Raw genomic sequence first — 26,020 nt, 5'->3', positions numbered from 1 at the left:
GAAACGGGAAGCTTGAGGTTTATTGTAAAACGTCAAAATTCTAATTTTTAATTCCTATTTTTTAATTTCTGATTCTAAAACATTGAGGTTGATATGAGTACCGAAACATTAGAAAAAGCTAAATCTGCGATCCCTGTAAGAGGATTTCTGGATATAAAAGATATAGCAATTCCTCAAGGAGAAGAGCTTGTACAGGCAATTCTTAAATTGAAAAAAGAAAAAAACGCCGTTATTCTGGCGCATTATTACCAACCCGGAGACATTCAGGATATTGCTGATTTTCTGGGAGATTCTCTGCAACTGGCAAGACAGGCAAAAGATACGGATGCGGACATGATTGTTTTCTGCGGAGTTCATTTCATGGCGGAAGCGGCTAAAATCCTCAACCCGACTAAAAAGGTGGTTCTTCCTGATACAATGGCTGGCTGTTCATTGGCAGACGGATGTTCAGGAGAAGGTCTGAGAAAAATGCGCGAACAGCATCCAAATGCTTTGGTGGCAACCTACATCAACTGTAACGCAGAAACGAAAGCAGAAAGTGATATTATTGTTACCAGTTCAAACGCTGAAACAGTAATTGAAGCTTTACCAAAGGACCGACCGATAATTTTCGCACCGGATAAAAACTTAGGAAGATATTTATCTCAGAAAACAGGACGCGATATGATCCTTTGGGACGGAAGCTGCATTGTACACGAAGCATTTTCTATGGAAAGAATTGCAAAACAATTGGCAGATAATCCTGATGCAAAATTAATTGCACACCCTGAAAGTGAAGAAGCGGTTTTAAAATTAGCTCATTTTATCGGTTCCACTTCTGCCCTTCTGAATTATGTTGAAAAAGACGACTGTCAGAAATTCATCATCGCTACAGAAGAAGGAATTCTTCACGAAATGAAAAAACGTGCTCCTCATAAAGAATTAATTCCTGCTCTGGTTTTTGATGAAAGCTGTAACTGCTCAGAATGTTTCTATATGAAGCGTAATACCATGGAAAAATTATATTTATGTATGAAATATGAGCTTCCGGAAATCATCATTGATGAAGATTTAAGATTAAGAGCTTTAAAGCCTATCGAAGCGATGCTTGATCTTTCTAAAAGTATAAAATAAATAAAAGCACTGTTTTTGGCAGTGCTTTTTTGTTTTTAGTTCCAGTTTTCAAAACAGTCTGCGCTTACATCTACGCACATCTGGCAGTTCTGTGATAATGAGAAGTAACTTGAACATGAAGCTGAATATTCCGGGCCGTCCCCGTAATTATTCTGAACAGGACATCCTCCACAGTTTGTTGCTCCTTTAATTTCTTTTAATTTTGATCTTGATAGTTTTTTCATAATAATTATAATTGAGTTTTTAACCTTCTAATATTAAGCAGCTATTGGGATTAGACGGATCATAATTGTTAAGATAAAGACATACTCTTCTACCTCTCAGATCTGTACATACCGCACATCCTTTTGGACCACAATCCGAATCTACCACACAATTGTCTGTAATACCTCCGCTGATTGAACGCAGATTCTGCCTGTTCAGTTTTTTTAGATTTTTCATAATAATTAATTTGTTTTGGTGAATGCCTAAAATTAATAAAAAAACACAACAAATCACCTTTTATTGATAAATTAATTCTTATTTAGTAAAAAGCATTTATAAAAAATCATTAAAAATCTAAAATTCAGAAACTTAATAACAAAATTTGTATTTTACAGGATGTTGACTGAATAAAAAAATTAGTTACAATTTGTGAAACTAATTCAAACAAACAAGTTAATTATTCAAAAAAATTTGTACATTTGTTTGTACAGTAATGAATTTATTAATAAAAATATCAGATATTTCCACTCCGATTTTCTCTATTTCGGAAGTATCTTTTGTTTCTATTATTGCTACAACAACTACAACTACCCCATAACGGGGTGCATTTTCACATATCATTATAAGCCTGCGTACTCTTTTTCCTAAAGAGTAAAATTCAATTTTCCATAATTAAAAAACAAATAATGAAAGTTTTAAAATTCGGGGGCACTTCGGTTGCCCATTCACAAAATATAATGTTAGTAGAAAACATTATTAAAAAAGAATCTCAGAACAACAGAATTATCGTTGTCGTTTCAGCACTTCACGGGGTTACAGATCAATTGATAAAAGCTGCAGAAACCGCTTCTTACAATAATGAAAATTATCTTCATATCCTTAAAAATCTCGAAGAAAAACATTTAGACCTTGTTAAAGATCTTATTCCTTTTGCAGAACAGAGTTCATGGCTTAGTTTCGTGAAAAAGCATTTTAATGATATTGAGGACATCTGCAACAGCATTTTTATATTGAAAGAGTTTACAGACAGAATCAAGGATAAAATTACATCGTACGGCGAATTTCTTTCATCAAATATTATCACAGCAAGACTGAAATCAAATGGTTCAGATGCATTATGGATGGATTCTCACATCGTTACAGACAGTAATTTCACCAATGCAAAAGTAAATTTTGAAGCTACAGAAGATAATCTCAACCAATTTCTGAATGAAAATAAAAATCAGATCATTATTACTCCCGGATTCATTGCTAAAGATGCAAAAGAAAATACCACAACATTAGGCAGAGGCGGTTCAGATTATACGGCATCAATCATCGCCTCTATAATCCATGCAGATGAACTTGAGATCTGGACTGATGTAAGCGGAATGATGACTTCAGATCCGCGATTGGTTTCCAACGCAAAACCTATTGCTGAAATTTCATATTCCGAAGCGATGGAACTTTCTCATTTTGGGGCAAAAGTTTTGTATCCTCCAACCATTCAGCCGGTAATGGTGAAAAATATCAACCTGAGAATTAAAAATACTTTCGATCCGGAAGCTCAGGGAACATTAATTTCTCATCATATAAAAAAATCTCATCTAGAAAATGAACAAATTGCTGTCGGTGTATCCAATATGAGCCACATTGCTCTGCTTACTGTAGAAGGAAGCGGGATGATAGGCATTCCCGGAGTTTCCGCAAAACTATTTCAATGCCTGAGTCAGGAGAAAATTAATGTCATTTTAATTACCCAAAGCTCTTCAGAACACTCTATTACAATTGCAATCAGCGAAAAAGATGTTTTCAATGCAAAAAGTTCCATTGATTCTGCTTTTGAAGATGATTTGAAACTCAAAAGAATTGATCCCGTAAAAATTGAAACAGATCTTGCCATTGTTGCTTTAGTGGGAGAAAACATGAAAAGCAGAAGCGGCGTGAGCGCCAAAATGTTCGGTTGTCTGGGAAATAACGGCATCAATATCAGAGCAATTGCTCAGGGATCATCAGAAAAAAACATCAGTATTGTTATTTCAGAAAAAGATATTACAAAAGCGGTTAATGTTTTACATGAAGAATTTTTTGAGTCCGAAATTAAACAGGTACATCTCTACATCTGCGGAACAGGAAATGTGGGAATGAAGTTAATTCAACAGATCTATAGCCAGAACGACTATCTTAAAGAACACCTTTCAGTTAATTTAAGAATTGCAGGACTGTCCAACAGCCGTAAAATGATTTTCTCAGACAAAGGAATTTCAGAAGATGAATTTACTGGCTTCGATCAAAATGGTCAGGAAGCTTCTGCGGAAAAATTTGCACAGGAAATTATTTCAAGAAATCTAAGAAACTCTGTCTTCGTAGATGTTACAGCGAGTTCCGAAGTTCCAAGTATCTATGAGCAACTTCTGAAGAAAAGTGTAAATATTGTTGCGTGTAATAAGATTGCCGCTTCTTCTGATTTTGAAAATTATAAAAATTTAAAAAATACAGCCAGAAACCATAGTTGTCAATTTCTATTTGAAACCAATGTGGGAGCAGGATTGCCGATTATCGGAACAATTAATGATCTTATCCGAAGCGGCGATAAAATCACTTCTATTCAGGCGGTTCTCAGCGGGACTTTAAATTTTGTGTTCAACAATTACGACGGAAGCAGAACATTTTCTGAAATTGTAGCTCAGGCTCAAAAAGAAGGTTATACAGAACCCGACCCCCGACTCGATTTGGCGGGAACTGATGTTGCCAGAAAAATTCTGATTCTTGCCAGAGAAGCAGGTTATTCCATTGAATTTAACAGTATTGAAAATGAAAGTTTTCTTCCTGCAGAATGCATGAAAGGAAGCGTAAACGACTTTTATGATGCACTTTCCAAATATGAAGATCATTTCAGGAATCTTTTGGAGGAAGCAAAAAGTAAAGGCAAAATTTTAAAATATGTTGCTGAATTTAAAGAGGGAAAAGCAAAAGTAGGACTGAAGCATATTGCTCCGGAAAGCGATCTTTTTCACCTGTATGGAAAAGATAATATCGTAATTTTCAAAACTTTGAGGTATTATGAACAGCCTCTTGTTGTAAAAGGTGCGGGAGCAGGTGCAGAAGTTACAGCAAGTGGTGTTTTCGCAGATATTCTCCGTTCTGTTTAAAAATTGAGTTATGAAAAAAGTTAAATTAAAAGTTCCGGCTACCATTGCCAATCTGGTTTGCGGATTCGATATTTTAGGAATGGCAATCCATGAACCGTTTGATATAATGGAACTGAAAATGCTGGAAACCTCTGAGATCATCATCAGACACACAGACGATTTCGGACTGCCGGAAGAAAAGTCAAAAAATGTTGTAGGAAAAGTTTTATTGAAAATTCAGGAGGAATTAAACCTTAAAAACGGCTTCGAGGTAATCATTCATAAAAAAATAAAACCCGGAAGCGGATTGGGTTCCAGTGCGGCAAGTGCAGCAGGAGCCGCTTTTGGAGCCAACTGGTTGCTGGGAAATATTCTCTCTAAAGAAGAAATGATTTATTTTGCCATGTTCGGTGAAGAATTAGCTTCAGGGGTGAAACATGCAGACAATATTACGCCGTGTATTTTCGGCGGAATTACTTTAATCAAATCTTCAGATCCTATTGATATTATTCCACTGAATGCACCGGACTTATTTGTAACGGCTATTCATCCGCAAGTCGAAGTAAAAACTTCCGATGCAAGACAAATCCTGAAGAAAAATATTCTTCTGAAGGACGCCATAGAGCAATGGGGAAATATCGCAGGTCTGGTTGCCGGAATCCAGAATAATGATTTCGGACTGATCGGAAGAAGTTTAAAAGATGTGATCGTAGAGCCTGTAAGAAGTATTCTGATTCCTAAATTCGATGAAATTAAAGAAAAAAGTCTCGATTTAGGCGCTTTAGGCGGAGGGATTTCAGGTTCAGGACCTTCCGTTTTTATGCTTTCCGAGAGTGAAAAAATTTCATACGAAATAGCAGAAATGATGAAATCTGTTTACCGTACAATCAACATTGAAAGTTTCGCCTATGTCTCTAAAGTAAATCCTAAAGGAATAGAAATTATTGAAGAATAAAAAAATCAGCCTATGAAGTATTATAATTTAAAAGATAAAGAAGAAGTTGTTGATTTCAAAACAGCTACCATAAAAGGACAGGGAAAAGAAAAAGGACTGTTTTTCCCTGAGTATATCCCATTATTTGAAAAAGATTTTATTGAAAATTTAGATCTTTACAGCGATGAAGAAATTGCCTACCGATGCATGAAAGATTTTGTGGGCGACGAAATTCCTTCGGAGATTTTAAAAGAAATCGTTTCGGAAACCATCAACTTTGAAATTCCGTTGAAAAAAATCAATGAAAATATCTGTTCTTTAGAACTTTTTCATGGCCCGACTTTAGCCTTTAAAGATGTGGGAGCCCGATTTATGAGCCGCTGCCTCTCCTACTTTCTGAAAAGTGAAAATAAAAAAGTAACGGTTTTGGTTGCTACATCGGGAGATACAGGAGGAGCCGTTGCGAATGGATTCTATAAAACTGAGAATATTAATGTAGTTATTCTCTACCCAAAAAATCGGGTAAGCGAAGTTCAGGAAAAGCAGTTAACGGCACTTGGCGAAAATATTTCTGCTTTAGAAGTTGATGGCAGCTTTGATGATTGCCAGAATTTGGTAAAACAGGCTTTCTCGGACGCAGAAATTAATTCAAAATTATTTTTAACATCTGCCAATTCCATTAATGTCGCAAGATGGCTTCCTCAGCAAATTTATTATCTGCTCGCGCTGAAGCAATGGAAAAAAACAGAAAAAGATAAGCCTGTAATTGCTGTCCCAAGCGGAAATTTCGGCAATCTGTGTGCCGGAATTTTAGCTTATTTCCGAGGACTTCCTGTAGAACATTTTATTGCTGCGTGTAACGAAAATGATTTTATTCCCAACTATTTAAAAACAGAAAAACTACAGATAAAAGAAACTGTAGCTACGCTTTCTAATGCAATGGACGTAGGAAATCCGAGTAATTTCGTGAGAATTTTAACGCTTTTTGAAAATAAATTTCAGGATTTAGCGGATATGATTTCAGGATATTCTGTGGATGATGAAAAAACATTAGCTGCCATTAAAAATGTGCATGAAAAATACAATTACCTACTTGATCCTCACGCCGCGGTTGCCTACACAGCCATTGAGAAATATTTTAAAAATAATGCTAAAAAAGGCTTCATTCTGGGAACCGCACATCCCGTAAAATTTCCTCAGGCAGTGGAAAAAGCCATTCAGACTCCAGTAGATTTACCCAAATCTTTAGAATTATTGATGAAAAAAGAGAAAAAAAGTATTGAAATTAGTCCCGATTTTGCAGAATTAAAACGATTTTTGCTTACAGAAATTTAAGAGTTATGAGCAGGATTTATTTAGAAAATGTAAAAATATACGCTTACCACGGTGTTCTTCCGGAAGAAAATATTGTTGGTACCTATTATATTGTAAATGCAGAACTTCATACCGATCTCTGGAATGCAGCAGCTTCTGATGATCTGAAAGATACTATCAGTTACGCAGACATCAATGATATTATTCATGATGAGATGAAAATAAAGTCTAAATTGCTGGAACACGTCGCAGGAAGAATTATCTTTAAAATTCATGAGACATTTCCGCAGGTAGATTATATCAAATTAAAAATAACGAAAACAGCTCCACCGATGAAAGGCGAAATGACAGGAGCAAGTATTGAGCTTGAAAAAAGTTTTAAGCCTTAAATTCTGATATTCATTTATAAAAAATCACACAATTGAAAGTTGTAAAAATAATATTTCTTCTGTTTTGTACGGCTGTTTCCGCACAGACCACGATGAGTTCCGAAATTCCGAACTATAATTTTCCGAAAGTAAAGTCGAGTATTACCATGCCGGTTGCCATTCCGCTTTCGGAGATCAGCAATCTGATTAATGCATCGGTAAAGGATTTGATTTATCAGGATGATTCTTACACGGATAATGACAATGACCAGTTTAAAGTAAAAGTATGGAAAACCGGTCCTATTCGTCTTGCAGGAGGAACCAATCAAAATATACTGATTGAAGTTCCTTTAAAAGTCTGGGCAGAAAAAGGCATCGGAACGCTGGGAATTTACACGTATCAGAACACCACTTTTGAAACGGTAATGTCTTTTAATGCAGCATTGAATTTTCAGAATAACTGGACGATCACCACCAACACAAAACCTAACGGTTTCCGATGGGTAACCAAACCGGTTCTGGATTATGGAAGAATAAAAATCCCGATCACTTCTCTGGTGGAAAAGAGTCTGGTAGAACAACAGCAGAAATTCTGTAAAACCATCGACAGCCAAATGGCAACCCAGCTCAACTTTCAGCAATACGCCGTAATGGCGTGGAATGTTTTTGCACAGCCTTTTAATATTTCTGAAGAATACAAAACATGGCTGAAAGTTTCTCCGGTGAAAGTGAACATCACTCCCCTAAAATTTTACGCCAACCAGATTGATACCAACATCGGAATTGATGTATTTTCTGAAACATTTACGGGAAATCAGCCGGGTTCTGCTCCTGCGATAAAGTCGGCTCCGGGTTTCACATTTATTCCGACTTTGGGAAATCAGTTTCTGCTTCAGACAACCGCCAATATTCCGTTTACAGAAGCGACCAATATTGCGAGAAATATGTTTTTGAATAAGGAATATGATGTAAGAGGTTCATCTGTAAAAATTAAAGATATTAAAGTATACGGCGTTAATGATAAGGTGATGATAGAAGCGGAAACCGAAGGGTATGTAAACGGAAAAGCGTTTATTTCAGGTATTCCTGTGTATGATGAAGCGAAAAAGAAAATTGTATTGTCCAATACAAAATTCAACCTGAAAACAGCCAATATTTTACAGAAGACAGCAACGCTTCTATTCAGAGGAAGAATCGTAAAAATGATTGAGGAAGAATACGGAATTCCTACTCAGGAACTGGAAAACAGTTCAAAGAAAAGTATTGAAGAAGCATTCAATAAAGAATATTATAAGGGCTTAAAAATGAACGGAAAAGTATTCAGCCTCAAACCCAGCAAAATTCTCCTCAATCCTTACGGAATTACTGCCGTTATTGATACTAAAGCTACCTTAAAATTAACGCTAACAGGAATTTAAAATTTATAAAAAAACTAATACACATGAGAAAGTATCTTAAAATTGTGGATATCCACAGAGCAACGAAATGGCAAAGATTTGCAAATCTTTTTATTGATAAACTGGTAATGAATCTGTTCTTCTTCCTTCTCGGTATTGCTTTGGTTTTTATTGATAATGTTTTTGGAATGTATTATTTCACTCCAATGATTTATAAACTTTCCGGAATTGGTCGTCTTGCCGATATTATTCTTACTTCGGTTGTATATTTTCTCTATACTTTTCTTATGGAATATTTTACAAAAGGAAAAACAGTAGGCAAATATATTACAGGAACGAAAGTAATTATGACAGACGGCACATCTCCTACTTTACAGGATTATTTTATACGGAATATTTCAAGACTTGTTCCTTTTGATGTACTTTCTTTTCTTGGCGAAAACGGATGGCACGATAGCTGGAGCGATACAAGGGTAATTCATACAAAAAATTATGAGACTGAAAGACAGGCAAAAAGCGAAATAGAGAGCATTGGCACGAAAGAAATTGCTTAAAAATTTTTGTTCGAAAATAAATTTTACTATATTTGCACACCTCAAAAATGGTAAATGGTACTTTGGCCGAGCGGCTAGGCAGTGGTCTGCAACACCATCTACAGCGGTTCGAATCCGCTAGGTACCTCTTTAAAATCCCTAAATTGCTGTTTAAGCGTTTAGGGATTTTTTTTATGATTTCCAGACCTTTTCCCGACAACTTCTCATTTTACAGATTTTCGCACCTGAAAATAAAAACTTCCCAAGAAAAACTGAGAAGTTTCTAAAACTGTTAAAACGAATGGAAATTGAAGTTTTAAAGCTACAATAAAACTATTTTTCCTGATATGATCTGAGTCATAATAAAAAAACCTCTCACTAATGAGAGGCAAACTTACTGAGATACTAAAACATTTAAATGTTATTTGTTAAATTTAGTTATTACTATTCTTGTATCATATGACTCTGGTCATAGAAATAATTCTAATTTAAAAACAAAAACAAATCATCAATAAATTGAAATACAATCAATTAAACAATACATTTATAAAAAAATTAGATATTGCATACAAAATTTCTTCGTCAGGACACTTCTTTTTTCACTTAATAATGATTAAATTTGCGTAAACTAAAATCATGACATTTAACGAAGCATTAAAACACAAGAAGAACATTTTAAAAAATTCCAGCGAGTTTACAAAAACACTGTACGATTACATTATTATTCCAAGTATCGACGAAGAAGGCCTTAAGTACATTGAAGAGTTTAAAAAATCGCCCGATTTGTTTATGGATGAAAGCTGTAAAAGGTACAGCAGTAACGACAGGTTTAAAGTGTTCTTATTTGCCAAAAACCAAAACTAAAAGCTTCTATTCTTCTTTCTCTCTTGCTATCTTTTTTAAACCAATAAAAAATCCCCGTATTTCTACGAGGATAAAAACTAATAACCATGAAAACTCAAATTAAACATGAGTGACTGCAAATTTATGAAATGTTAGTTTTACATACATCTATATGAAATATTAATTTCATCAATTAACAATTTTTATTAAAGATTAAAAAACTGTTAATTTCATTATAACAGGATATATTTTCTTTTTTACCTACCCTAACTTTCTTTTATTGCTGTAATTACCGGCATATAACAAATTAACCATTCTACAATCATCGAATTTATTCTATAATTCATGTTTTAACATTTATTAACAAACCAAAAAAAATAAGCCTTCATTTCTGAAGGCTTATCGTGTGTAAATTATTAATTATTTTATTCTTTAATGAACTTCTTTTGTACAGTTCCTTTAGAATCCTCAATATCGATTACATACACTCCGTTTATCAGGTTATGAACGTCGATCTTATTGTTTAAGATAATACCGCTTGATACCACCTGCCCGGCTGAATTATAAATCTTATAATTCCCTCTCGCACTAATGTTCTTAACATTTAATATTGTGCTAACCGGATTCGGATAGATTAATATATCAGACTGATTGATCGAGTTAGGAACCGGAAGCTTAGAAATTCTTACCGTGTAATCTTCTACTTCACCATCTGGGAAGTTGGTACAGTTTACCGGAATGATATCTTTGCCCATTGCCACTCTCATCACTACATATTTGTAGTCTACCAGACTGATGAATGCATCTGCAGGCACTGTAAAGGTTGTACTTGCTGTAGGATTGCTGTTTGGTCCGTCCGCAAGGATTCTTTCATTGATATCGAAATATCCGTTTCTGTTGAAATCGATCCATACTGCAACTCCTGCTTTATTGTTTCCTGCTAATTTTTTATCGATCACTATCTTGTTATCCGTAGATCCCTGAATCAGCTCAATAAATTTAGTTGTCACTCCTGTATAATCTGTATAGTTAGATCCTACGGAAGTATTTGTCATCTGAGGTTTGCCATTTGGCGTTACCGTTACTTTAGAAATATATTCTGAAGTTATAGCTCCTGTAGATGCCATCTGACAATAAACAATTGTTGGCGTTGTGAAGAAATAAGGAAGTGTATACGTGCCCGGAGTTCCGCTGCAAACGTTTGCTACCTGCATTTCATATTTAGTCAGCTCCAATAAACCTGTAAGGGTAATCGTATTGGTATTAGACGGAACCATTGTCCAACTCGGAATTCCTACTTTTCTGTATCTTAAGATATAAGTAGCTCCCGGGAAAGGATCCCATGTTACCTGAGCTGTAGTTGGAGTAATCGCTGTAATGGTAAGTCCCGGAGGGGGCAACTGACACGTTCTTTCCGTTGTAAATACTTTAGGATTAGACCAAGTATTAACAGTCGTTTCACCGTTACAGATATTTGCCACCTGTACTTCATATGTAGTGTACGGAGTTAATCCGGTAAGTGGATATGTATTTAAAGGAGGTGCAGTGATATTCACAGTAGTCCATGTTCCTGTACTTACAATTCTATATCTGATTACATAAGTAGCACTCGCCACAATAGGAGCCCAAGTTACGATTGCAGAGTTTGTGGTAATATTACTTATGGTTACATTCGGAGGTGTAGGATCACATCTCGTAGTAAACACAGCCGGAGTAGCAGTACCTTCGGTATTGTTACAAACTGCAACTACCATTACATCATATTTTGTAGCCGGATCTAAACCTGTAGTTATGGTGTAAGATGTAGCCGGTGGTGCTATTACAACTGAGGAATTCACCCATGCTGTTGTTCCGTTCTTTCTCCAGTATACTTTATAACCCAGGTTATCAGGAGAAGGAGTCCAGTGTACAGTTGCTGCATTATGAGCAATTGCATCCACATATACATTGGTAGGTGCTGTTGTAGAACATGGCTTAATGATAAATGTAAAATCTACATAATTACCATAAGGAGCCGGTCCGCAAGGCGTAATTGTACCAATATAAGATGCTGCAAATCTTGCACGATAAGACCCCGAAGGACGACCTACCGAACTTACAGGAGCGTTGGTTACAGAATTTACATAACCCCCTGAATAATAAACCTGCTCAGTAGCCGGATCAAACACCAAATCATTATTCCAGTCGATCCAGATATAATAATAATAAGAGCTTGTTCCTGCATTCATCGAAACGTTAGCAATTCCTCCAGGCAATACAGAGAAACTTGTCGCCGAATTATTTACATATGCACTGTAACTTGTAGCAGTATAATTCAGATTTGTAAATCCGTTTGTAGAAGTAATTGTTTTTAAATAATTTGTTGTTGACGATGAACCTCCCGTTGGCAAACAATAATTTGTATACACCGTACGAGGTCCGGACCAATAACTAATATCTGAAGTACTACATCTTGCTCTTACCCAGAAATAGTATGTTGTGCTTGAAGCTAATCCTGTTACCAATTGACTAGGCCCAGGAACTCCTGTGAACTGAGGAACAGTTGCTGCGGTAGGGGCAACTCCTGTAGTGTTGTAATAAACATCATAACCATTTGCCAGTGGCGTAGCCGGAACCGTCCACTGTATTGTTGCACTTGATGTTGTTGCGTTTGCAATCACAAGACCAGTTGGAGGCAGACACGTAGGAGGCGCTACAACAGATAATGTAAAATCTACATAATTTCCATACGCAGCAGGTCCGCAAGCACTGTTTGCACCAATAAATGATGAAGAAGCACGAACTCTGTAGTTTCCTAAAGCCTGCCCTGCAGGGATGGCAATATTTGCTGTAGCAGTTGATGTATAGGTTGTTGTTGCCAGAATAGTTTCTCCCGGATCATTAAAATCAAGATCATTATTCCAGTCTACCCATACGTAATAGTAATAAGTACTTCCACCAGATGTCGCTAAATTTGTTGTTACCGTAAATCCTGGAGAACTCAAAACAACACTAGGAGTATTTACATACGCCTGATACGACGATGCCGTGTAAGCTAAATTAGTCCATCCACCAGTAGTCGTAATATTATTCAGATAATAAGTAGTAGAAGAAGAACCTCCTGTAGGAACACAATAGTTTGTGTAAACCGTACGAGGTCCGGACCAATAACTAATATCCGAACTGCTGCATCTTGCTCTCACCCAAATATAATACGTTGTACTAGCTGCCAAACCGGTGATCAACTGGCTAGGTCCTGTAACACCAGTATACTGAGGAACAGTTGCTGCTGTAGGAGCAACTCCGGTTGTATTGTAATAAACATCATATCCGTTTGCCGGCGGTGTAGCCGGAACCGTCCACTGTATTGTCGCACTTGAAGTTGTCGCATTGCTGATAACAAGACCAGTTGGAGGTAAACATGTTGGAGGCGCTACAATAGATAAAGTAAAATCTACGAAGTTTCCATACGGAGAAGGCCCGCACGAAGTATTAGCTCCGATAAATGATGATGAAGTACGAACTCTGTAATTTCCTACAGCCTGTCCCGCCGGAATAACAATATTCGCAGTTGCAGTTGCAGTGTAACTTGTCGTTGCAAGAATTGTTTCTCCCGGATCATTAAAATCAAGATCATTATTCCAGTCTACCCATACGTAATAATAATAAGTACTTCCACCTGATGTAGCTAAATTAGCCGTCACCGTATTTCCCGGAGAACTCAATATTACTCCTGGAGAATTTACATAAGCCTGATAAGAAGTAGCGGTGTAAGCAAGATTGGTCCATCCACCAGTTGTCGTAACATTATTTAAATAATATGTAGTGGAAGAAGTACCGCCTGTAGGAGTACAATATCCCGTATAAACACTAATAGGTCCAATTAATGAACTTTGAGTTGTCGAGCTGCACTTTGCTTTAATCCATACATAATACGTGGTATTAGCAGCTAATCCCGGTATAGTATAACTTGTAGCTGTTCCTGCAATACCTGTAATCTGTGGTGTAGCAGGAGCCGTTGTTGTCGTACTGTAATAGATCTCATATCCATTTGCAGGAGGCGTTGAAGCAGCCGCCCAAGTAACCATAGCACTGTTTGTAGTAACTCCCGAAGAAGCAAAACCAGAAGGTCCGAAACAAGATGGCGGAGTCCATGTATAGATAAGTCCATCCGAAGGCATCCCCGGAGTAGCAGCGGTTGTATTGAAAGATTGGGTGCTGCTGTTCGCTGTTGCCAAAGTAGAAGCCGTAAACAAAGCAGTGGTAGCATTCAGCCTGTGATTAAAATCGGCATTCGTAGCCCCTCTTAATCCCGCCTGAATCGTTCCGCTTACAGAAGTAGTACCCGCAAGATAACTTCCTCCTTTATATACTACTGCAATCGTGTTTGTAGTTTCTCTAAGTCTGATCTGAAAAGAAAAAGTATAAACACTCGTTGTAGAAGTAGAATAAGAAGGTCTGAAGTCTGACCATTGTACTACAATCTCTCTGTTAGGCGCTGTTCCTACAACAGCCCAACTGATGCTTCCTGTTTTAGAAGCAATATTAAAAACTGAATTTAAGTCTCTACCCCATGCAGAAACAGCTCCTGCATAAGCCTCCGTGCTGGAAATCGGGCTGTACGTAGCGGTTCCCGGAGCGGTGGCTCCGAAAGTAATAAATCCGTTTGTTGAAACATTGATGGAAGAATAATTACTTCCGTTAAAGGAAACAGGAAAAGGAAGAGTAACCGGATAAACAACATTGTCTAATGATGCCGCACCTGTATTCCCTGTTGCTGTTGCCAAAACCGTTGCCGAACTTGGCAAATCTGTATAGGTTCCCGTAGATTGCGAAAAACTATAAGAATTTACCTGTGCACTCAGTATATATGAAAGTGCCAAGAAAAAAAACAATAGATATTTTTTCATATTAATACATATTAAATCCTCTTAGGATATGAAAGTTATAAATTTTACTTAAGAAATCTTCTTTCGGATAAGAACTATCCGGGAAATTGAGTTTGTGATAAAATTGAAAAAAAGTAAAAAAATTCACCATAGGCAGAAAATTTATTGTTGTACTGCAAATCTAATTCGTTTTTTAATAATATATAGTATAAATTACAATCTTTTTTGCAGAAAACGCATCAAAATTTAACTATCTAAATCATTCACACAGTCAAATTTGTTTTTTAATAACGTTATCTTTTCTGTTTTAGTATAAGTGGTTTATTAATTTGTAAATTCAGATTGAATACCATAAACTCAATACATATAAAACAATGCTTTATTGTCATAAATAAAAAAAGCCCCCTTACTCAGGAGGCTTAAAATACTTGCTAATTTGTAAATAAGTCTGCACTACTCTTCCCAGGCAATAGGAACATAAATGGTAACATAACCATCCGCATCCACTTGCGCTTCAGAAACCTCTGCTGTTACAGAACCATAACCTACCCATCCTCCCTGTCCTTGTGTCGCACTGAAGGTATACGTTCCCGCAGGAAGACCATCAAAATACTGTGGCAAAGACTGCATTCCGCTTCCGCCATACGTTTCAAAAGTTTCTCCGGTTACCGTATTGGTTGCTACAAAATTTCCAAGATCATAGCTTCCCGAAAGTGTTTTAGAACCATTCTGACCCTGTAATCCAAAACGGATTTGATACGTTTCTGTCTGAGAAATGTTTTTAGATGGTGAATATTTTTTTTCAGAACCACCATTAGATGCCGAAAAAGAACTTACGACAGCAATTACGCCTGCAAAAAGCATAATTTTTACAATTGATTTTTTCATAATACTGTAATTTGGTATTTCAAAGATAAAGAATTCATATTAATTAAATTTTAAGCAAAAATCAACAATTTTTAACAGCATAAAATCCATTATGGATAAAGGATTTACATTAAAAATTTAAGATTTGTTAAAAAACTTTAACATTGCTTAACTGAATTTTGGCTTCAAAATTGAAAACAGTATAACATCGAAGTTGGATTGACTTAAAATCCTTATAAAAATTTGAGTTATGAAAAGTATAGTATTAACAGGATTGATGTCGATATTTTTACTGACTGCCTGTAAAAAAGACGACCAGATAGCCCAGCAATCTTTGGAACAGCAGAAAATGGAGTTCCAGATGAGACAGTTGGAAATTGAAAAACAAAAATTAGCCATTGAGAAAGAAAAAATGGCTTATGAAGCACAGAAAAAAGCAGACAGTGTTTTAGAAGTACAAAAAGCAAGAACTGCTGCTGCCAATGCAAAACCACAGGTGATAAGAGAAACCCGTACTGTTTACAGAGACAGACCTAGCCAGAGTTCAGGTTCGAGTAACGGAAGCTATGCCAATAACGGAAGTTCCCAGACTACTGCTAAGAAAAAAGGGATGAGTGAAGCGGCTAAAGGTACCATCATCGGTGCTGTAGGTGGAGCGGCTTTAGGTGCAATTGTTAACAAGAAAAGTCCGGGAGCCGGTGCAGCCATTGGTGGGGTAATCGGTGGTGCTACAGGATATACTTTGGGTAGAGCGCAGGATAGAAAAAGCGGTAGAGTACAGCCAAGATAAAATTATATTTTCATCATAAAAGAGAAAGATTGCTTATTTTTAGGCAATCTTTTTTTATGATTCTACTTTTGCTTTCCACACTTTTACTCATTCCTGTTTTAATGGGAACAGGGAAAATTGTAGAAAATTTTTCAGGAAAATTAATTGAAGGAATATCAGGAAAAATTCTTTTAGGAATTCTTGGAATAAGCTTATCGTGGACAATTCTTACATTTTTTATTCCTTTAAACAGCTATGTAGAATTTTCTACAATTGCCATAGGACTAATTTATTTTTTTAAGGATAAACTTTATAAAGATTTTACAGCCTTTTCAAAAAAAGATTTTTCGCTGGTCTGCTTAGTTTCATTAATTATTTTATTCAGTGGATCTTTTTATCCCTATATTTTAGACCATTTCGGATATTATGTTCCCACTATAAAATGGCTGACAGAATTGGGTTTGGTAAAAGGAATATCCAACCTCGATCTCACATTGGGACAAATGTCGGTTTGGCATATTTTTCAGGCCGGATTTTCCAATTTTTCTGATCCGTTTTTAAGAATTAATTCAGTTGTACTGATTATTTATACCTTATATATAATAGAAAAGAAAAGCTGGATTCAGCTTTGTTTTATTCCGGTTTTACTATTGTTCTGCCAGTCACCAAGTCCGGATTTGCCTGTTATTGTTTTCTCACTCATCATTTTAAATGAAATTTTAAAACAAAATAAACAAACCTCTCTCCTGTTCGCTTTTTCAGTTTTTGTTTTTATCATCAAACCTACTACGATCTGGCTGCCGGTTTTGAGTTTTCTCTACTATGTTTTTATTTTGAAATCCGACTTAAAAAAGTTAATCTTCGGAATTTTAATCGGTTTCCTGTTTTTCATTAAAAATATTTACACATTCGGATATCCGATTTTCCCTGTTTCAATAATAGATTTAGGAGTAAGCTGGAAACCCAATCCTGAAGTTTTAAAAATATCTTCTCAGTTTGCCATTCAGAAAACATACGATATGCAGTATTCGTATGAAGAAATTCAGAAATTTTCTGCCATTGATTACATCAGAAACTGGCTTTTTGTTAATGGAATCAAAGCAAAAATAAATCTTCTTTTTATTGTAAGTCTGATCATTTTCGTTGTTTTTACCTTCATCAAAAAAAACAGAATTATTACTTTCATCTGTATCTCGTTGATCGTTAAAAGTGTTTTGGTTCTTCTTTTTTCAGCGCAGTACAGATTTTTTATGGATGTCTTTTTCGTGATCTTCTTTATCCTTTTCAGAGATTATTTTAACCAGAAGAAATCGGTTGCGGTATTTTCTGTTTTAAGTATCCTCTTTATTAGCTTTTTAACTTTCCCGAATATTTTGCAGACGTATTTTCCAAGTTTTAATCCCGGAAACTTTATGGGAAAATTTGAAAAAGAACAATTGTACAAACCTTCGGTCTATGAAAGCACAAAGTTTGATTCTTTCAGGGTTGGTAATTTAAAATTTAATGTTTCGGAAAATTATCCTTTTAATTACGATTCTAAACTACCCGCTATTTCCGCAGGCTACGTTTCACAGGATGAAAAACTCGGGATATTTCCTCAATTAATTGATGATAAAAACCTGAAAAAAGGATTTATCTGGAAAAAGCTAAATGATAAAGAAAAAAAACAGGCAAAATCTGTTATTTATACTATCAATCCTCTCGGTAAATAGATCATATTTCGGGAGCCTTTTTATCTGAAGAAAAAGCCTTAAATTTGTAGTATGTTAAATACTTTAGGTAATCTTCTCAGTCTTACAACATTTGGAGAAAGTCACGGTCTGGCTTACGGTGGAATCATTAATAATTTTCCGGCAGGTTTAACGGTAGATTTCGATAAAATTCAGTACGAATTGGATCGCAGAAAACCGGGACAGTCTGCCATCGTAACCCAAAGAAAAGAAAGTGATACAGTGAAATTTCTTTCAGGAATTTTTGAAGGAAAAACAACCGGAACTCCGATTGGCTTCATCATCGAAAACGAAAATCAGAAATCAAAAGATTATGATCATATTGCAGAATCTTATCGTCCGAGCCACGCAGATTTTACTTATGATCAGAAATACGGATTGAGGGATTATCGCGGCGGCGGAAAATCTTCTGCAAGAGAAACCATCAACTGGGTGGTTGCCGGAGCTTTAGCAAAACAGTTTTTATCAGATATCGAGATCAACGCATACGTTTCTTCCGTAGGCGAAATTTTCTGTGAAAAACCTTATCAGGCTTTGGATTTTTCGAAAACCGAAAGCAATGAAGTGCGTTGTCCGGATGCGGAAACGGCAGAAAAAATGATCGAAAGAATCAAAGAAATCAAAAAAGAAGGAAACACGATTGGCGGAACAATTACCTGTGTGATTAAAAATGTTCCTGTCGGAATCGGCGAACCTGTTTTCTCAAAACTTCAGGCGGAATTAGGAAAAGCCATGCTCAACATTAATGCAGCAAAAGGTTTTGAATACGGAAGCGGTTTCTGCGGTGCCAAAATGACGGGGAAAGAACACAACGATCTTTTCAATGAGGATTTTACCACAAAATCTAATCTTTCAGGAGGAATTCAGGGTGGAATTTCCAACGGAATGGATATTTATTTCCGTGTGGCTTTCAAACCTGTGGCAACGATTTTAAGACCTCAGGAAAGTGTGGATAAATACGGAAACCCGGCAATTGTAGAAGGAAAAGGACGTCACGATCCTTGCGTTCTTCCAAGAGCAGTTCCTGTGGTGGAAAGTCTGGCGGCGTTTGTTCTGGCAGATTTATTCCTTATCAACAAAACAAGAAACATCAATAATTTTTAAAAATAATAACTTTTAATAGTGAAAAATTACTGGGAAAAAGGCATCTCTTTCGAAGAGTATGTGGAAATCGGAAAACAGAGATTAGAAAACCCTTCCAATCAGCAGGAAGCAGATTATAAACCTTATTACGAACTTGGACTTCAGAGAATCGACAGAACGTTAAAGAAATATGTGGCAGATGAAGAACAGCTAAAACAGTTAGAATCTAAAAATTTCGACGGTAAAATTTTAATTATTTCTGAGGTTTGGTGTGGTGATGCAAGTGCAACCGTTCCTGCTTTGGTTAAATTTTTCGAAGGTAAAAATGAGGTTCGTATTTTCCTGAGAGACAGCGACAAAAGTTTAATCAGTCAGTTTTTAACAAACGGAACCGAATCGATTCCGAAAGTGATTATTCTGGATAAAGATTTTAACGTTAAAAATTCATGGGGACCGCGTCCCAAATTCGGAACAGAACTTCTGATGAAATACAAAGCTGATCCTGAAGTATATACAAAAGATCATTTCTATAACGATCTTCAGGTATATTATGCTAAGAACAGAGGAAAAGATACTGTTCAGGAAATCTTAGAATTGTTGTAATATGTCGAAATTTTTCAGATTTTTTGTTGTAATTCTATGCATTTCGAATTTTCTGAATGCTCAAAATTCAAAGCTTGAAAATAAAGAATTATTTTTCTCAAAAGAATATGAAAAATTTTCTCAGAATGACGACTATGAGGGTAAAGAATCTCAGTCTTTACATTTTTCTGCAGAATTCAAGAAATTCATTTCCGAAAATCCTGAAACACTGTTGTATAACTTTAAAAAATTAAATAATAAAGTAAGCATTATTACCTCCGAAGATAAAAAACTCAGATTTTATGTTTGGGATACAGAACTGGGAGGAACAATGAAAAGTTTTGATCAGATCATTCAATATTCCTCAAATGGAAAAGTAAAAACCATTTATAATAAAGAACAGTCTGATACTCCTTATTTTATTTCGGAAATTATAAAAGTTCCTCTTAATAATCAGATGTATTATCTTGTTATTTCTAACGGAATTTTCTCTACGAAAGATATGGCTCAGGCAATTCAGGCATTTACGATCCGAAAGGATCAGTTAATTGATTCTGATAAGATTTTTAAAACAAAAACAACAACTCTCAATAAAATTCAGGTTGATTTTGACTTTTTCAGCGTTGTTGACAGACAGGAACGTCCGCTGAAACTGATTACATTTGATAAAGACAAATTGTATATTCCGATTGTTGATAAAGAGGGTGTTGTTTCAAAAAAATTTCTGGTTTACCAGCTTAATAATAATTACTTTCAATATATTGGGACAAAATAAATAATAGAGATTTAATGAAAAAAAATATAATTTACATTGTACTGATCGCAGTTATTGCCGTTATCGCATTTATTCCGGGAGTGAAAGACAAACTGCAGGAAGCATTTTTTCCGGTAGCAACGATTGAAAACGCGGTACACATCAGCGAAGAAGATTATGATATCGATCTGAAGGGAATTAATGTTCCGAGTACCAATCTTAAAGCCTTTAAAGGAAAAGCGGTTTTCCTTAATTTCTGGGGAACATGGTGTCCTCCGTGCCGAAAAGAATGGCCTTCGATCCAGAAACTGTATGAAACCAGAAAAGATCATGTAAATTTTGTTTTAATCGCCATGGAAGACAAAGAGGATGCGGTAAGAAAATTTCTGAAAGAAAATAATTACAACGTTCCTGTATACATTGCGCAAAGTCCGATCTCGGAGAAAATCCTCCCGAAAGTGTTTCCTACAACCTATTTGCTGGATAAAGACGGACGAATTTTAATCAAGGAAGATGCCTCAAGAGACTGGAACACAGAATCTACCCATCAGTTTATAGATAATATTATTAAATAATTTTAACTAAATTTTGTAAATTATTGGTACAGAATTTGCGAAATTTACAGAGTTAAAAAAAAAATTATTTAAACCTAAACACAAAATGAAGTATTCTAAACTGAATCTGGCAAAAGAAGCGATTAACCACAAAGGTTTCGTAAAAAAAATCCCTGATATTTTCAGAATGATAAAAATGTGGAGAAAAGGAGAATATCCTATGAGATCCATCGATATTATTCTGCCGTTGTTAGGATTGTTATACGTGATCTCACCAATAGATCTTCTGCCGGAAGTTGCCGTCCCTGTGATCGGCGTTTTGGATGATCTTGCTGTTTTATCACTTGCAATTCCAAAGCTGATTAAAGAGGTAGATAAATTTCTTCTCTGGGAAACCGAGCAAAAATATAATTCAGGCACCACGAAAGTAATTGATGCCGAAATTGTAAAATAATTTGAAGATAATAATTAAAGACCATTCGTTGTACGAGTGGTTTTTTTATGGAGAAATGCTAAAGGCGAATCCTAATTTTTAATCTCGCAGATTTTGTTGATTTCGCAGATTAATTTTGTGTCATACGTGAAAACATTCGTGTCATTCGTGTTAAAAAAAAACGGAGCAAAATTCACAATTGACATTTAACATCATTTCCTTAAATTTGCAACATCTAATAAAAAATAATGGAAAGTAAAAAAGAATTCTTTTTGGAGTGCTACAAACTGGGCATCATTAAATTCGGAAGATTTACCCTGAAAAGCGGAATCGAAAGCCCTTTTTATGTAGATTTAAGACCTTTGGCTTCAGATCCGAAAATTTTAAAAAATTTAGCCAATTATTTACTGGATATGCTTCCTCTGGATAATTTTGATCTGATCTGCGGAGTTCCTTATGCAGCACTTCCGATGGCTACAGCGATGTCTCTGGAAAGCTACATTCCGTTAATTATTAAAAGAAAGGAAGCTAAAAACTACGGGACTAAAAAACTGATCGAAGGAATTTACCAGAAAGGACAAAACTGTCTTTTGGTGGAAGACGTGATTACCTCTGGAAAATCTTTAATTGAAACCATTGCAGAAGTTGAGCAGGAAGACATCAAAGTTGCAGACATCGTGGTGGTTTTAGACAGAGAACAGGGCGGAAAAGAGCTTCTGGAAAGCCGTGGTTACAGAGTTCATACACTGTTCAATATTTCTGAAGTCTGCACCATTCTTCGTGAAAACGGCGAACTTACGGATGATGAAGTAAAAAGAATTCAGGATTTTTTACAGGGAAACCATATTCAGTTTGAAGAAAAAATAAGACCTTCTTACGAACAGAAATTAGAAGCCGCACAACATTCCGTTTCCAAAAAATTACTGGAAACCGCTTTAGCAAAACAATCTAATTTAATCGCTTCAGCAGATGTTACTACAACTCAGGAATTATTAGATTTAGCTGAAAAAGTAGGACCACACGTTATTGCTTTAAAAACTCACATCGATATTATTTCGGATTTCGAATACGAAAAAACCATTACTCCGCTGAAAGCTCTTGCTGCAAAACACAATTTCCTGTTAATGGAAGACAGAAAATTTGCAGACATCGGAAACACGCAGGAACTTCAGTTTACAAGCGGTGTTTTTAAAATTACAGACTGGGCAGATTTTGTAACGTCACAGGTGATCGGAGGTTTTGAATCTTTAGACTGCTTCAAAAATGTAGGCGTTGTAGCCATCATCGGAATGTCTTCGAAAGGTGCATTAACAACAAGTGCGTATCGTGAAGAAGCGTTGAAAATAGCTTCATCTCACCCGAATGTTATCGGAGGAGTTTCTCAAAATGCGCTTCCTGAAGAAATGTTATTATTCACGCCGGGAGTCAATTTAGCCGATTCGGGAGACGGAAAAGGCCAGCAGTACAATACTCCGGAACACGTTTTCAAAACACTTCATACAGATTTCATTATTGTAGGAAGAGGAATTTACAAAGCTGAAAATGCAGAACAGGCAGCCCAGACTTATAAAAACGAAGGCTGGAAAGCATATTTAAATTCTTTAGAAAAAAAAGCAGTTCAGCCGTAAAATCTTTGCGGAATCTCTGCAAAATAAGTTATATTTGATACTTTATCAGGAATTTTGAAAAGAATCAGTATTTGTCTTATTTTGTTTTTGGGTGTTGCAGAAGTTTCTGCACAGAAAGATAGTATTTACATCGGGGCTAAATTATCTCAGGATAAAAAGATGCTCGATGTAACCGAAGAAATTGTGTATTTCAATAATTCGGACAAAGATCTCAACACCATTAAGCTTTTGAATTGGGTCGCCGCTTACAACAGGCGCGGAACTTCTCTGGTCTACCGAAAGCTGGAAGACAGAAATACCGATCTTCATTTTGCCAAAAAAAATGAACTGGGTAAACTGCTTAATTTACAGGTTAAAAATTCTGGCGAAGAAATTCCTGTAGCAGAAACTTCTGAGGAAAATATTTTTCTTCCTTTGAAAGAAACCCTGAAACCCGGAGAAAAAGTAAAACTGCAGCTGCAATATCAGATTCAGCTTCCTGATAAGAAATTTACAGGATACGGAACTTCTGATACCGGTGTAGCATTAAAATATTTCTTTATTGTTCCGGATCGCTTTGATCCGGACAATATTTTCAAAAGAAAGTATGCCGACATTGAAGAAACCGTGAGTTATAATACATTCTGGACGGTAAACTTAGATCTTCCGGTTAATTATTTTGCAGAAAGTAATCTTTTACAGACCCAGATCAATTCCTTCAACGGTTATTTGGATTCTGATCCTGAGTTCCTGATTTCACAAAATGAATATCCTTCCATTAATATCAATACCAACGATATTCATACGGAAATTAAGTTCGGTTACAATTTAAAGCCTGAAGAAAAAGAAAGTCTGGAATTTTATCTTCCTTTACATTTAAAATTCATCAAAGAAAGAATCGGTTCTGTTCCTGAAAGAATTTTTATTTCAGATAAATTCAGAAATAAAGAAGATTTTTTCGGAAATAATGATATTGCTTTCTGGAAATTCAGATTCCAGCTTTTTACCGATGCCGAAAAAACAGATCTTGACTATTTCGGAATTGTTGCCAAAAAAGTTTTAGATGAAATAACCATTACCGATAATCAGGATCATCACTGGTTCCGAAACGGGCTGAAATCTTATCTGGAAATTCAGTACCTCAAAAAATTCTACGCAGATACTAAATTGCTGGGAAATTTACCTGAAACGAAAATTTTCGGGGTAAAACCTTTAAAATTATTTCATGCTTCGGATGTAAAACTGACTGAAAGATACGGTTTGGCGTATCAATACATCATGTCTCAGAATCTGGATCAGAAAATTGATGAAAATTATTCTGACCTGAGTAATTTTAATGACATGGCGATCAGTAATTTTGAAACCGGAACGCTTTTCAATTATTCTGCCGACAAAATGGGCTACGAAAATTTTGAAGCTCTTGTAAAAGATTTTATTACTAAAAATACCGACAAAGAGATTGATCCTGCTGATTTTTTAAAAGAATTAGCAGAAAAAGATAAAAGAACATCTTACCTTCCTGAATTTCTTGAACATAAAAACAGGGTAAATTTCAGACTGAGAAAATTTAAAAGAGAAGGCGATTCTCTGAATGTAACCATCCAGAAAAATACTGCTGCAAACATTCCGGTGAAATTGCAGACAACGTCAAAAAACGGTGAAACCACGGAGTATTGGGTTGAAACGGATGAAAACCAAAAGGAAAAAAAATTCTCAATTCCGGCTTTAGATACCTATAAAATAACGCTGAATGACGATTACATTTTCCCGGAAGACAATTACAGAGATAACTTTTTGTATGCAAAAGGTTTCTTTTCCAATATGCGGAAAATAAAGCTTAAACTGATTAAAGATATTCCGAATCCTGAGTTCAATGAAATATACATCAATCCGAGGGTACGTTTCAGCAATACTTACGATAAATTTCTGATCGGATTTAACTTTAAAAATCAGTCGTTTTTCGATCAGAAGTTTCTGTATTCCATTACTCCAACTTACAGTACCGGAACAGGAAAACTGACAGGTTCGGGAGCCATTGCCTATTCTTTTCTTCCGGCTGAAAGCATCATCCGAAGTCTTACTTTCGGAGTTTCAGGCTCTTATTTTCACTATGATTATGATCTCGCCTACCGTAAAGCTTCCATTTATTCGAATTTAAATTTCCGAAAAAACCCGAGAAGTACGGTAAGCAGAAGCTTAGGTGTTTCTTATAACTATTTTGAAAGAGACCTTAATGCGTTAATGATTGCCAATAACGACTATGACCGGTATAATCTCTGGAGCGTTGGATATGGCTACAACGACAGCCAGAGTATTCATGAAAAAAGCCTGGGTGTAAGCACACAGTGGATGGAAGATTTTCATAAAGTAACCGCAGAAGGCTTTTACCGATGGGAATTTGCGCCAAGACAAAAATTGAGTATACGTTTATTTGCAGGATATTTTATTAAAAACAATACAAGAAACAATACCTTCAATTACGGAATTTCCAGAGTTTCAGACTACTCCTTTTCCTATAATTTATTGGGACAGAGTGCAACAGGCGGAATTCTTTCCCAGCAGTATGTTTTGGCAGACGGCGGATTTAAATCCTTCATTCCGGGAAGTGTAAATAAATGGATTACTTCAGTAAACGTAGATACAAGTGTATGGAAAATTTTCCACGTCTATGCAGATGCAGGAGTTTATGACAACAAAAACCAATCGACGAAATTTATCTGGGACAGTGGCGTAAAAGTGAGAATCATCCCCGATTTTCTTGAAATCTATCTTCCGGTGCAGTCTTCTTTAGGTTTTGAACCAGGCTTTAAAGATTACGGAAAAAGAATACGATATACTTTAATTCTTAATCTGAGTTCTATTATTAATGCGGCAAGGAGAGGTTGGTATTAAAACTGACAAAAAAAATGACTATAAAAAAAAGCCTCAGATTTCACATCTGAGGCTTTGATATTTTG

General features: G+C 35.8%; 21 protein-coding genes and 1 tRNA gene. 18 read left to right on the top strand and 4 right to left on the bottom strand.

The window, feature by feature from the left end; translation table 11 throughout:
* The first annotated feature begins 93 nt into the window (after positions 1-93).
* A complete protein-coding gene (gene nadA / locus H6W53_RS16365) occupies positions 94-1,113 on the top strand; it encodes a quinolinate synthase NadA (RefSeq protein ID WP_185208349.1) in 1,020 nt (339 codons plus the stop codon).
* 35 nt (positions 1,114-1,148) lie between these two features.
* Here nadA and H6W53_RS16360 read toward each other — a convergent pair whose 3' ends face one another.
* Together H6W53_RS16360 and H6W53_RS16355 are read right to left on the bottom strand one after the other, a co-directional pair.
* Positions 1,149-1,337 carry a hypothetical protein gene (locus H6W53_RS16360; protein ID WP_185208347.1) on the bottom strand — a complete coding sequence of 63 codons (189 nt, stop codon included), beginning with the start codon at positions 1,335-1,337 and terminating at the stop codon, positions 1,149-1,151.
* 19 nt (positions 1,338-1,356) lie between these two features.
* The gene (locus H6W53_RS16355; RefSeq protein ID WP_185208345.1) at positions 1,357-1,554 is read right to left on the bottom strand and encodes a bacteriocin-like protein; all 198 of its coding nucleotides are present in this window, start codon (positions 1,552-1,554) and stop codon (positions 1,357-1,359) included.
* Positions 1,555-2,003: 449 nt separating this feature from the next.
* On the opposite strand from H6W53_RS16355, the gene thrA reads away from it, so the two are divergent.
* The 8 genes from thrA (at position 2,004) to H6W53_RS16315 (ending at position 9,837) form a co-directional block, all read left to right on the top strand.
* The gene (thrA, locus tag H6W53_RS16350) at positions 2,004-4,448 is read left to right on the top strand and encodes a bifunctional aspartate kinase/homoserine dehydrogenase I (RefSeq protein WP_185208342.1); all 2,445 of its coding nucleotides are present in this window, start codon (positions 2,004-2,006) and stop codon (positions 4,446-4,448) included.
* A 10-nt stretch (positions 4,449-4,458) separates the two neighbouring features.
* Positions 4,459-5,382: a homoserine kinase gene (locus H6W53_RS16345; protein WP_185208340.1), complete on the top strand. Its 924-nt coding sequence runs from the start codon at positions 4,459-4,461 to the stop codon at positions 5,380-5,382.
* A 12-nt stretch (positions 5,383-5,394) separates the two neighbouring features.
* The gene (gene thrC / locus H6W53_RS16340) at positions 5,395-6,696 is read left to right on the top strand and encodes a threonine synthase (RefSeq protein WP_185208338.1); all 1,302 of its coding nucleotides are present in this window, start codon (positions 5,395-5,397) and stop codon (positions 6,694-6,696) included.
* Between the two features lie 5 nt (positions 6,697-6,701).
* Complete coding sequence (gene folB, locus H6W53_RS16335) at positions 6,702-7,064, top strand: dihydroneopterin aldolase (RefSeq protein WP_076390875.1); 363 nt, start codon at positions 6,702-6,704, stop codon at positions 7,062-7,064.
* 32 nt (positions 7,065-7,096) lie between these two features.
* Complete coding sequence (locus H6W53_RS16330) at positions 7,097-8,461, top strand: DUF4403 family protein (RefSeq protein WP_185208336.1); 1,365 nt, start codon at positions 7,097-7,099, stop codon at positions 8,459-8,461.
* A gap of 23 nt (positions 8,462-8,484) precedes the next feature.
* Positions 8,485-8,994: an RDD family protein gene (locus H6W53_RS16325; RefSeq protein WP_076390873.1), complete on the top strand. Its 510-nt coding sequence runs from the start codon at positions 8,485-8,487 to the stop codon at positions 8,992-8,994.
* Positions 8,995-9,050: 56 nt separating this feature from the next.
* Positions 9,051-9,121 (top strand) — tRNA-Cys (locus tag H6W53_RS16320).
* Between the two features lie 488 nt (positions 9,122-9,609).
* On the top strand, positions 9,610-9,837 hold the full coding sequence (locus tag H6W53_RS16315; protein ID WP_076390870.1) for a hypothetical protein: 228 nt from the start codon (positions 9,610-9,612) through the stop codon (positions 9,835-9,837).
* A 404-nt stretch (positions 9,838-10,241) separates the two neighbouring features.
* On the opposite strand, the gene H6W53_RS16310 is transcribed toward H6W53_RS16315, so the two are convergent.
* Positions 10,242-14,705: a fibronectin type III domain-containing protein gene (locus H6W53_RS16310; RefSeq protein WP_185208333.1), complete on the bottom strand. Its 4,464-nt coding sequence runs from the start codon at positions 14,703-14,705 to the stop codon at positions 10,242-10,244.
* A gap of 432 nt (positions 14,706-15,137) precedes the next feature.
* Positions 15,138-15,572: a hypothetical protein gene (locus H6W53_RS16305; protein WP_185208331.1), complete on the bottom strand. Its 435-nt coding sequence runs from the start codon at positions 15,570-15,572 to the stop codon at positions 15,138-15,140.
* A gap of 229 nt (positions 15,573-15,801) precedes the next feature.
* Here H6W53_RS16305 and H6W53_RS16300 point away from each other — a divergent pair, with 229 nt between their 5' ends.
* The 9 genes from H6W53_RS16300 to H6W53_RS16260 all read left to right on the top strand — a co-directional run bounded on the left by H6W53_RS16300 (position 15,802) and on the right by H6W53_RS16260 (position 25,955).
* Positions 15,802-16,341, top strand: a complete 540-nt coding sequence (locus tag H6W53_RS16300) for a YMGG-like glycine zipper-containing protein (RefSeq protein ID WP_185208329.1) — start codon at positions 15,802-15,804, stop codon at positions 16,339-16,341.
* 56 nt (positions 16,342-16,397) lie between these two features.
* Positions 16,398-18,032, top strand: coding sequence for an LIC_10190 family membrane protein (locus H6W53_RS16295; RefSeq protein WP_185208327.1), 1,635 nt, complete (start codon positions 16,398-16,400; stop codon positions 18,030-18,032).
* A gap of 51 nt (positions 18,033-18,083) precedes the next feature.
* On the top strand, positions 18,084-19,154 hold the full coding sequence (gene aroC / locus H6W53_RS16290) for a chorismate synthase (protein ID WP_076390865.1): 1,071 nt from the start codon (positions 18,084-18,086) through the stop codon (positions 19,152-19,154).
* A gap of 18 nt (positions 19,155-19,172) precedes the next feature.
* Positions 19,173-19,736 (top strand): thioredoxin family protein, encoded by a 564-nt coding sequence (locus H6W53_RS16285; protein WP_185208325.1) that lies wholly within the window; start codon positions 19,173-19,175, stop codon positions 19,734-19,736.
* 1 nt (position 19,737) lies between these two features.
* On the top strand, positions 19,738-20,490 hold the full coding sequence (locus tag H6W53_RS16280; protein ID WP_185208323.1) for a hypothetical protein: 753 nt from the start codon (positions 19,738-19,740) through the stop codon (positions 20,488-20,490).
* Positions 20,491-20,504: 14 nt separating this feature from the next.
* Positions 20,505-21,044: a TlpA family protein disulfide reductase gene (locus H6W53_RS16275; protein WP_185208321.1), complete on the top strand. Its 540-nt coding sequence runs from the start codon at positions 20,505-20,507 to the stop codon at positions 21,042-21,044.
* An 85-nt stretch (positions 21,045-21,129) separates the two neighbouring features.
* Positions 21,130-21,477, top strand: a complete 348-nt coding sequence (locus H6W53_RS16270; RefSeq protein WP_076390861.1) for a YkvA family protein — start codon at positions 21,130-21,132, stop codon at positions 21,475-21,477.
* Positions 21,478-21,704: 227 nt separating this feature from the next.
* Positions 21,705-23,084 carry an orotidine-5'-phosphate decarboxylase gene (gene pyrF / locus H6W53_RS16265; protein ID WP_185208318.1) on the top strand — a complete coding sequence of 460 codons (1,380 nt, stop codon included), beginning with the start codon at positions 21,705-21,707 and terminating at the stop codon, positions 23,082-23,084.
* Between the two features lie 54 nt (positions 23,085-23,138).
* On the top strand, positions 23,139-25,955 hold the full coding sequence (locus H6W53_RS16260) for an aminopeptidase (protein WP_228457817.1): 2,817 nt from the start codon (positions 23,139-23,141) through the stop codon (positions 25,953-25,955).
* Positions 25,956-26,020 lie beyond the last annotated feature (65 nt).

The sequence above is a fragment of the Chryseobacterium sp. C3 genome (assembly GCF_014218905.1).
In the GTDB taxonomy this organism is placed as follows: domain Bacteria; phylum Bacteroidota; class Bacteroidia; order Flavobacteriales; family Weeksellaceae; genus Chryseobacterium; species Chryseobacterium mucoviscidosis.
The sequence above is the reverse complement of the archived record's forward strand: the minus strand, read 5'-3'. Positions and strand labels throughout refer to the sequence as shown.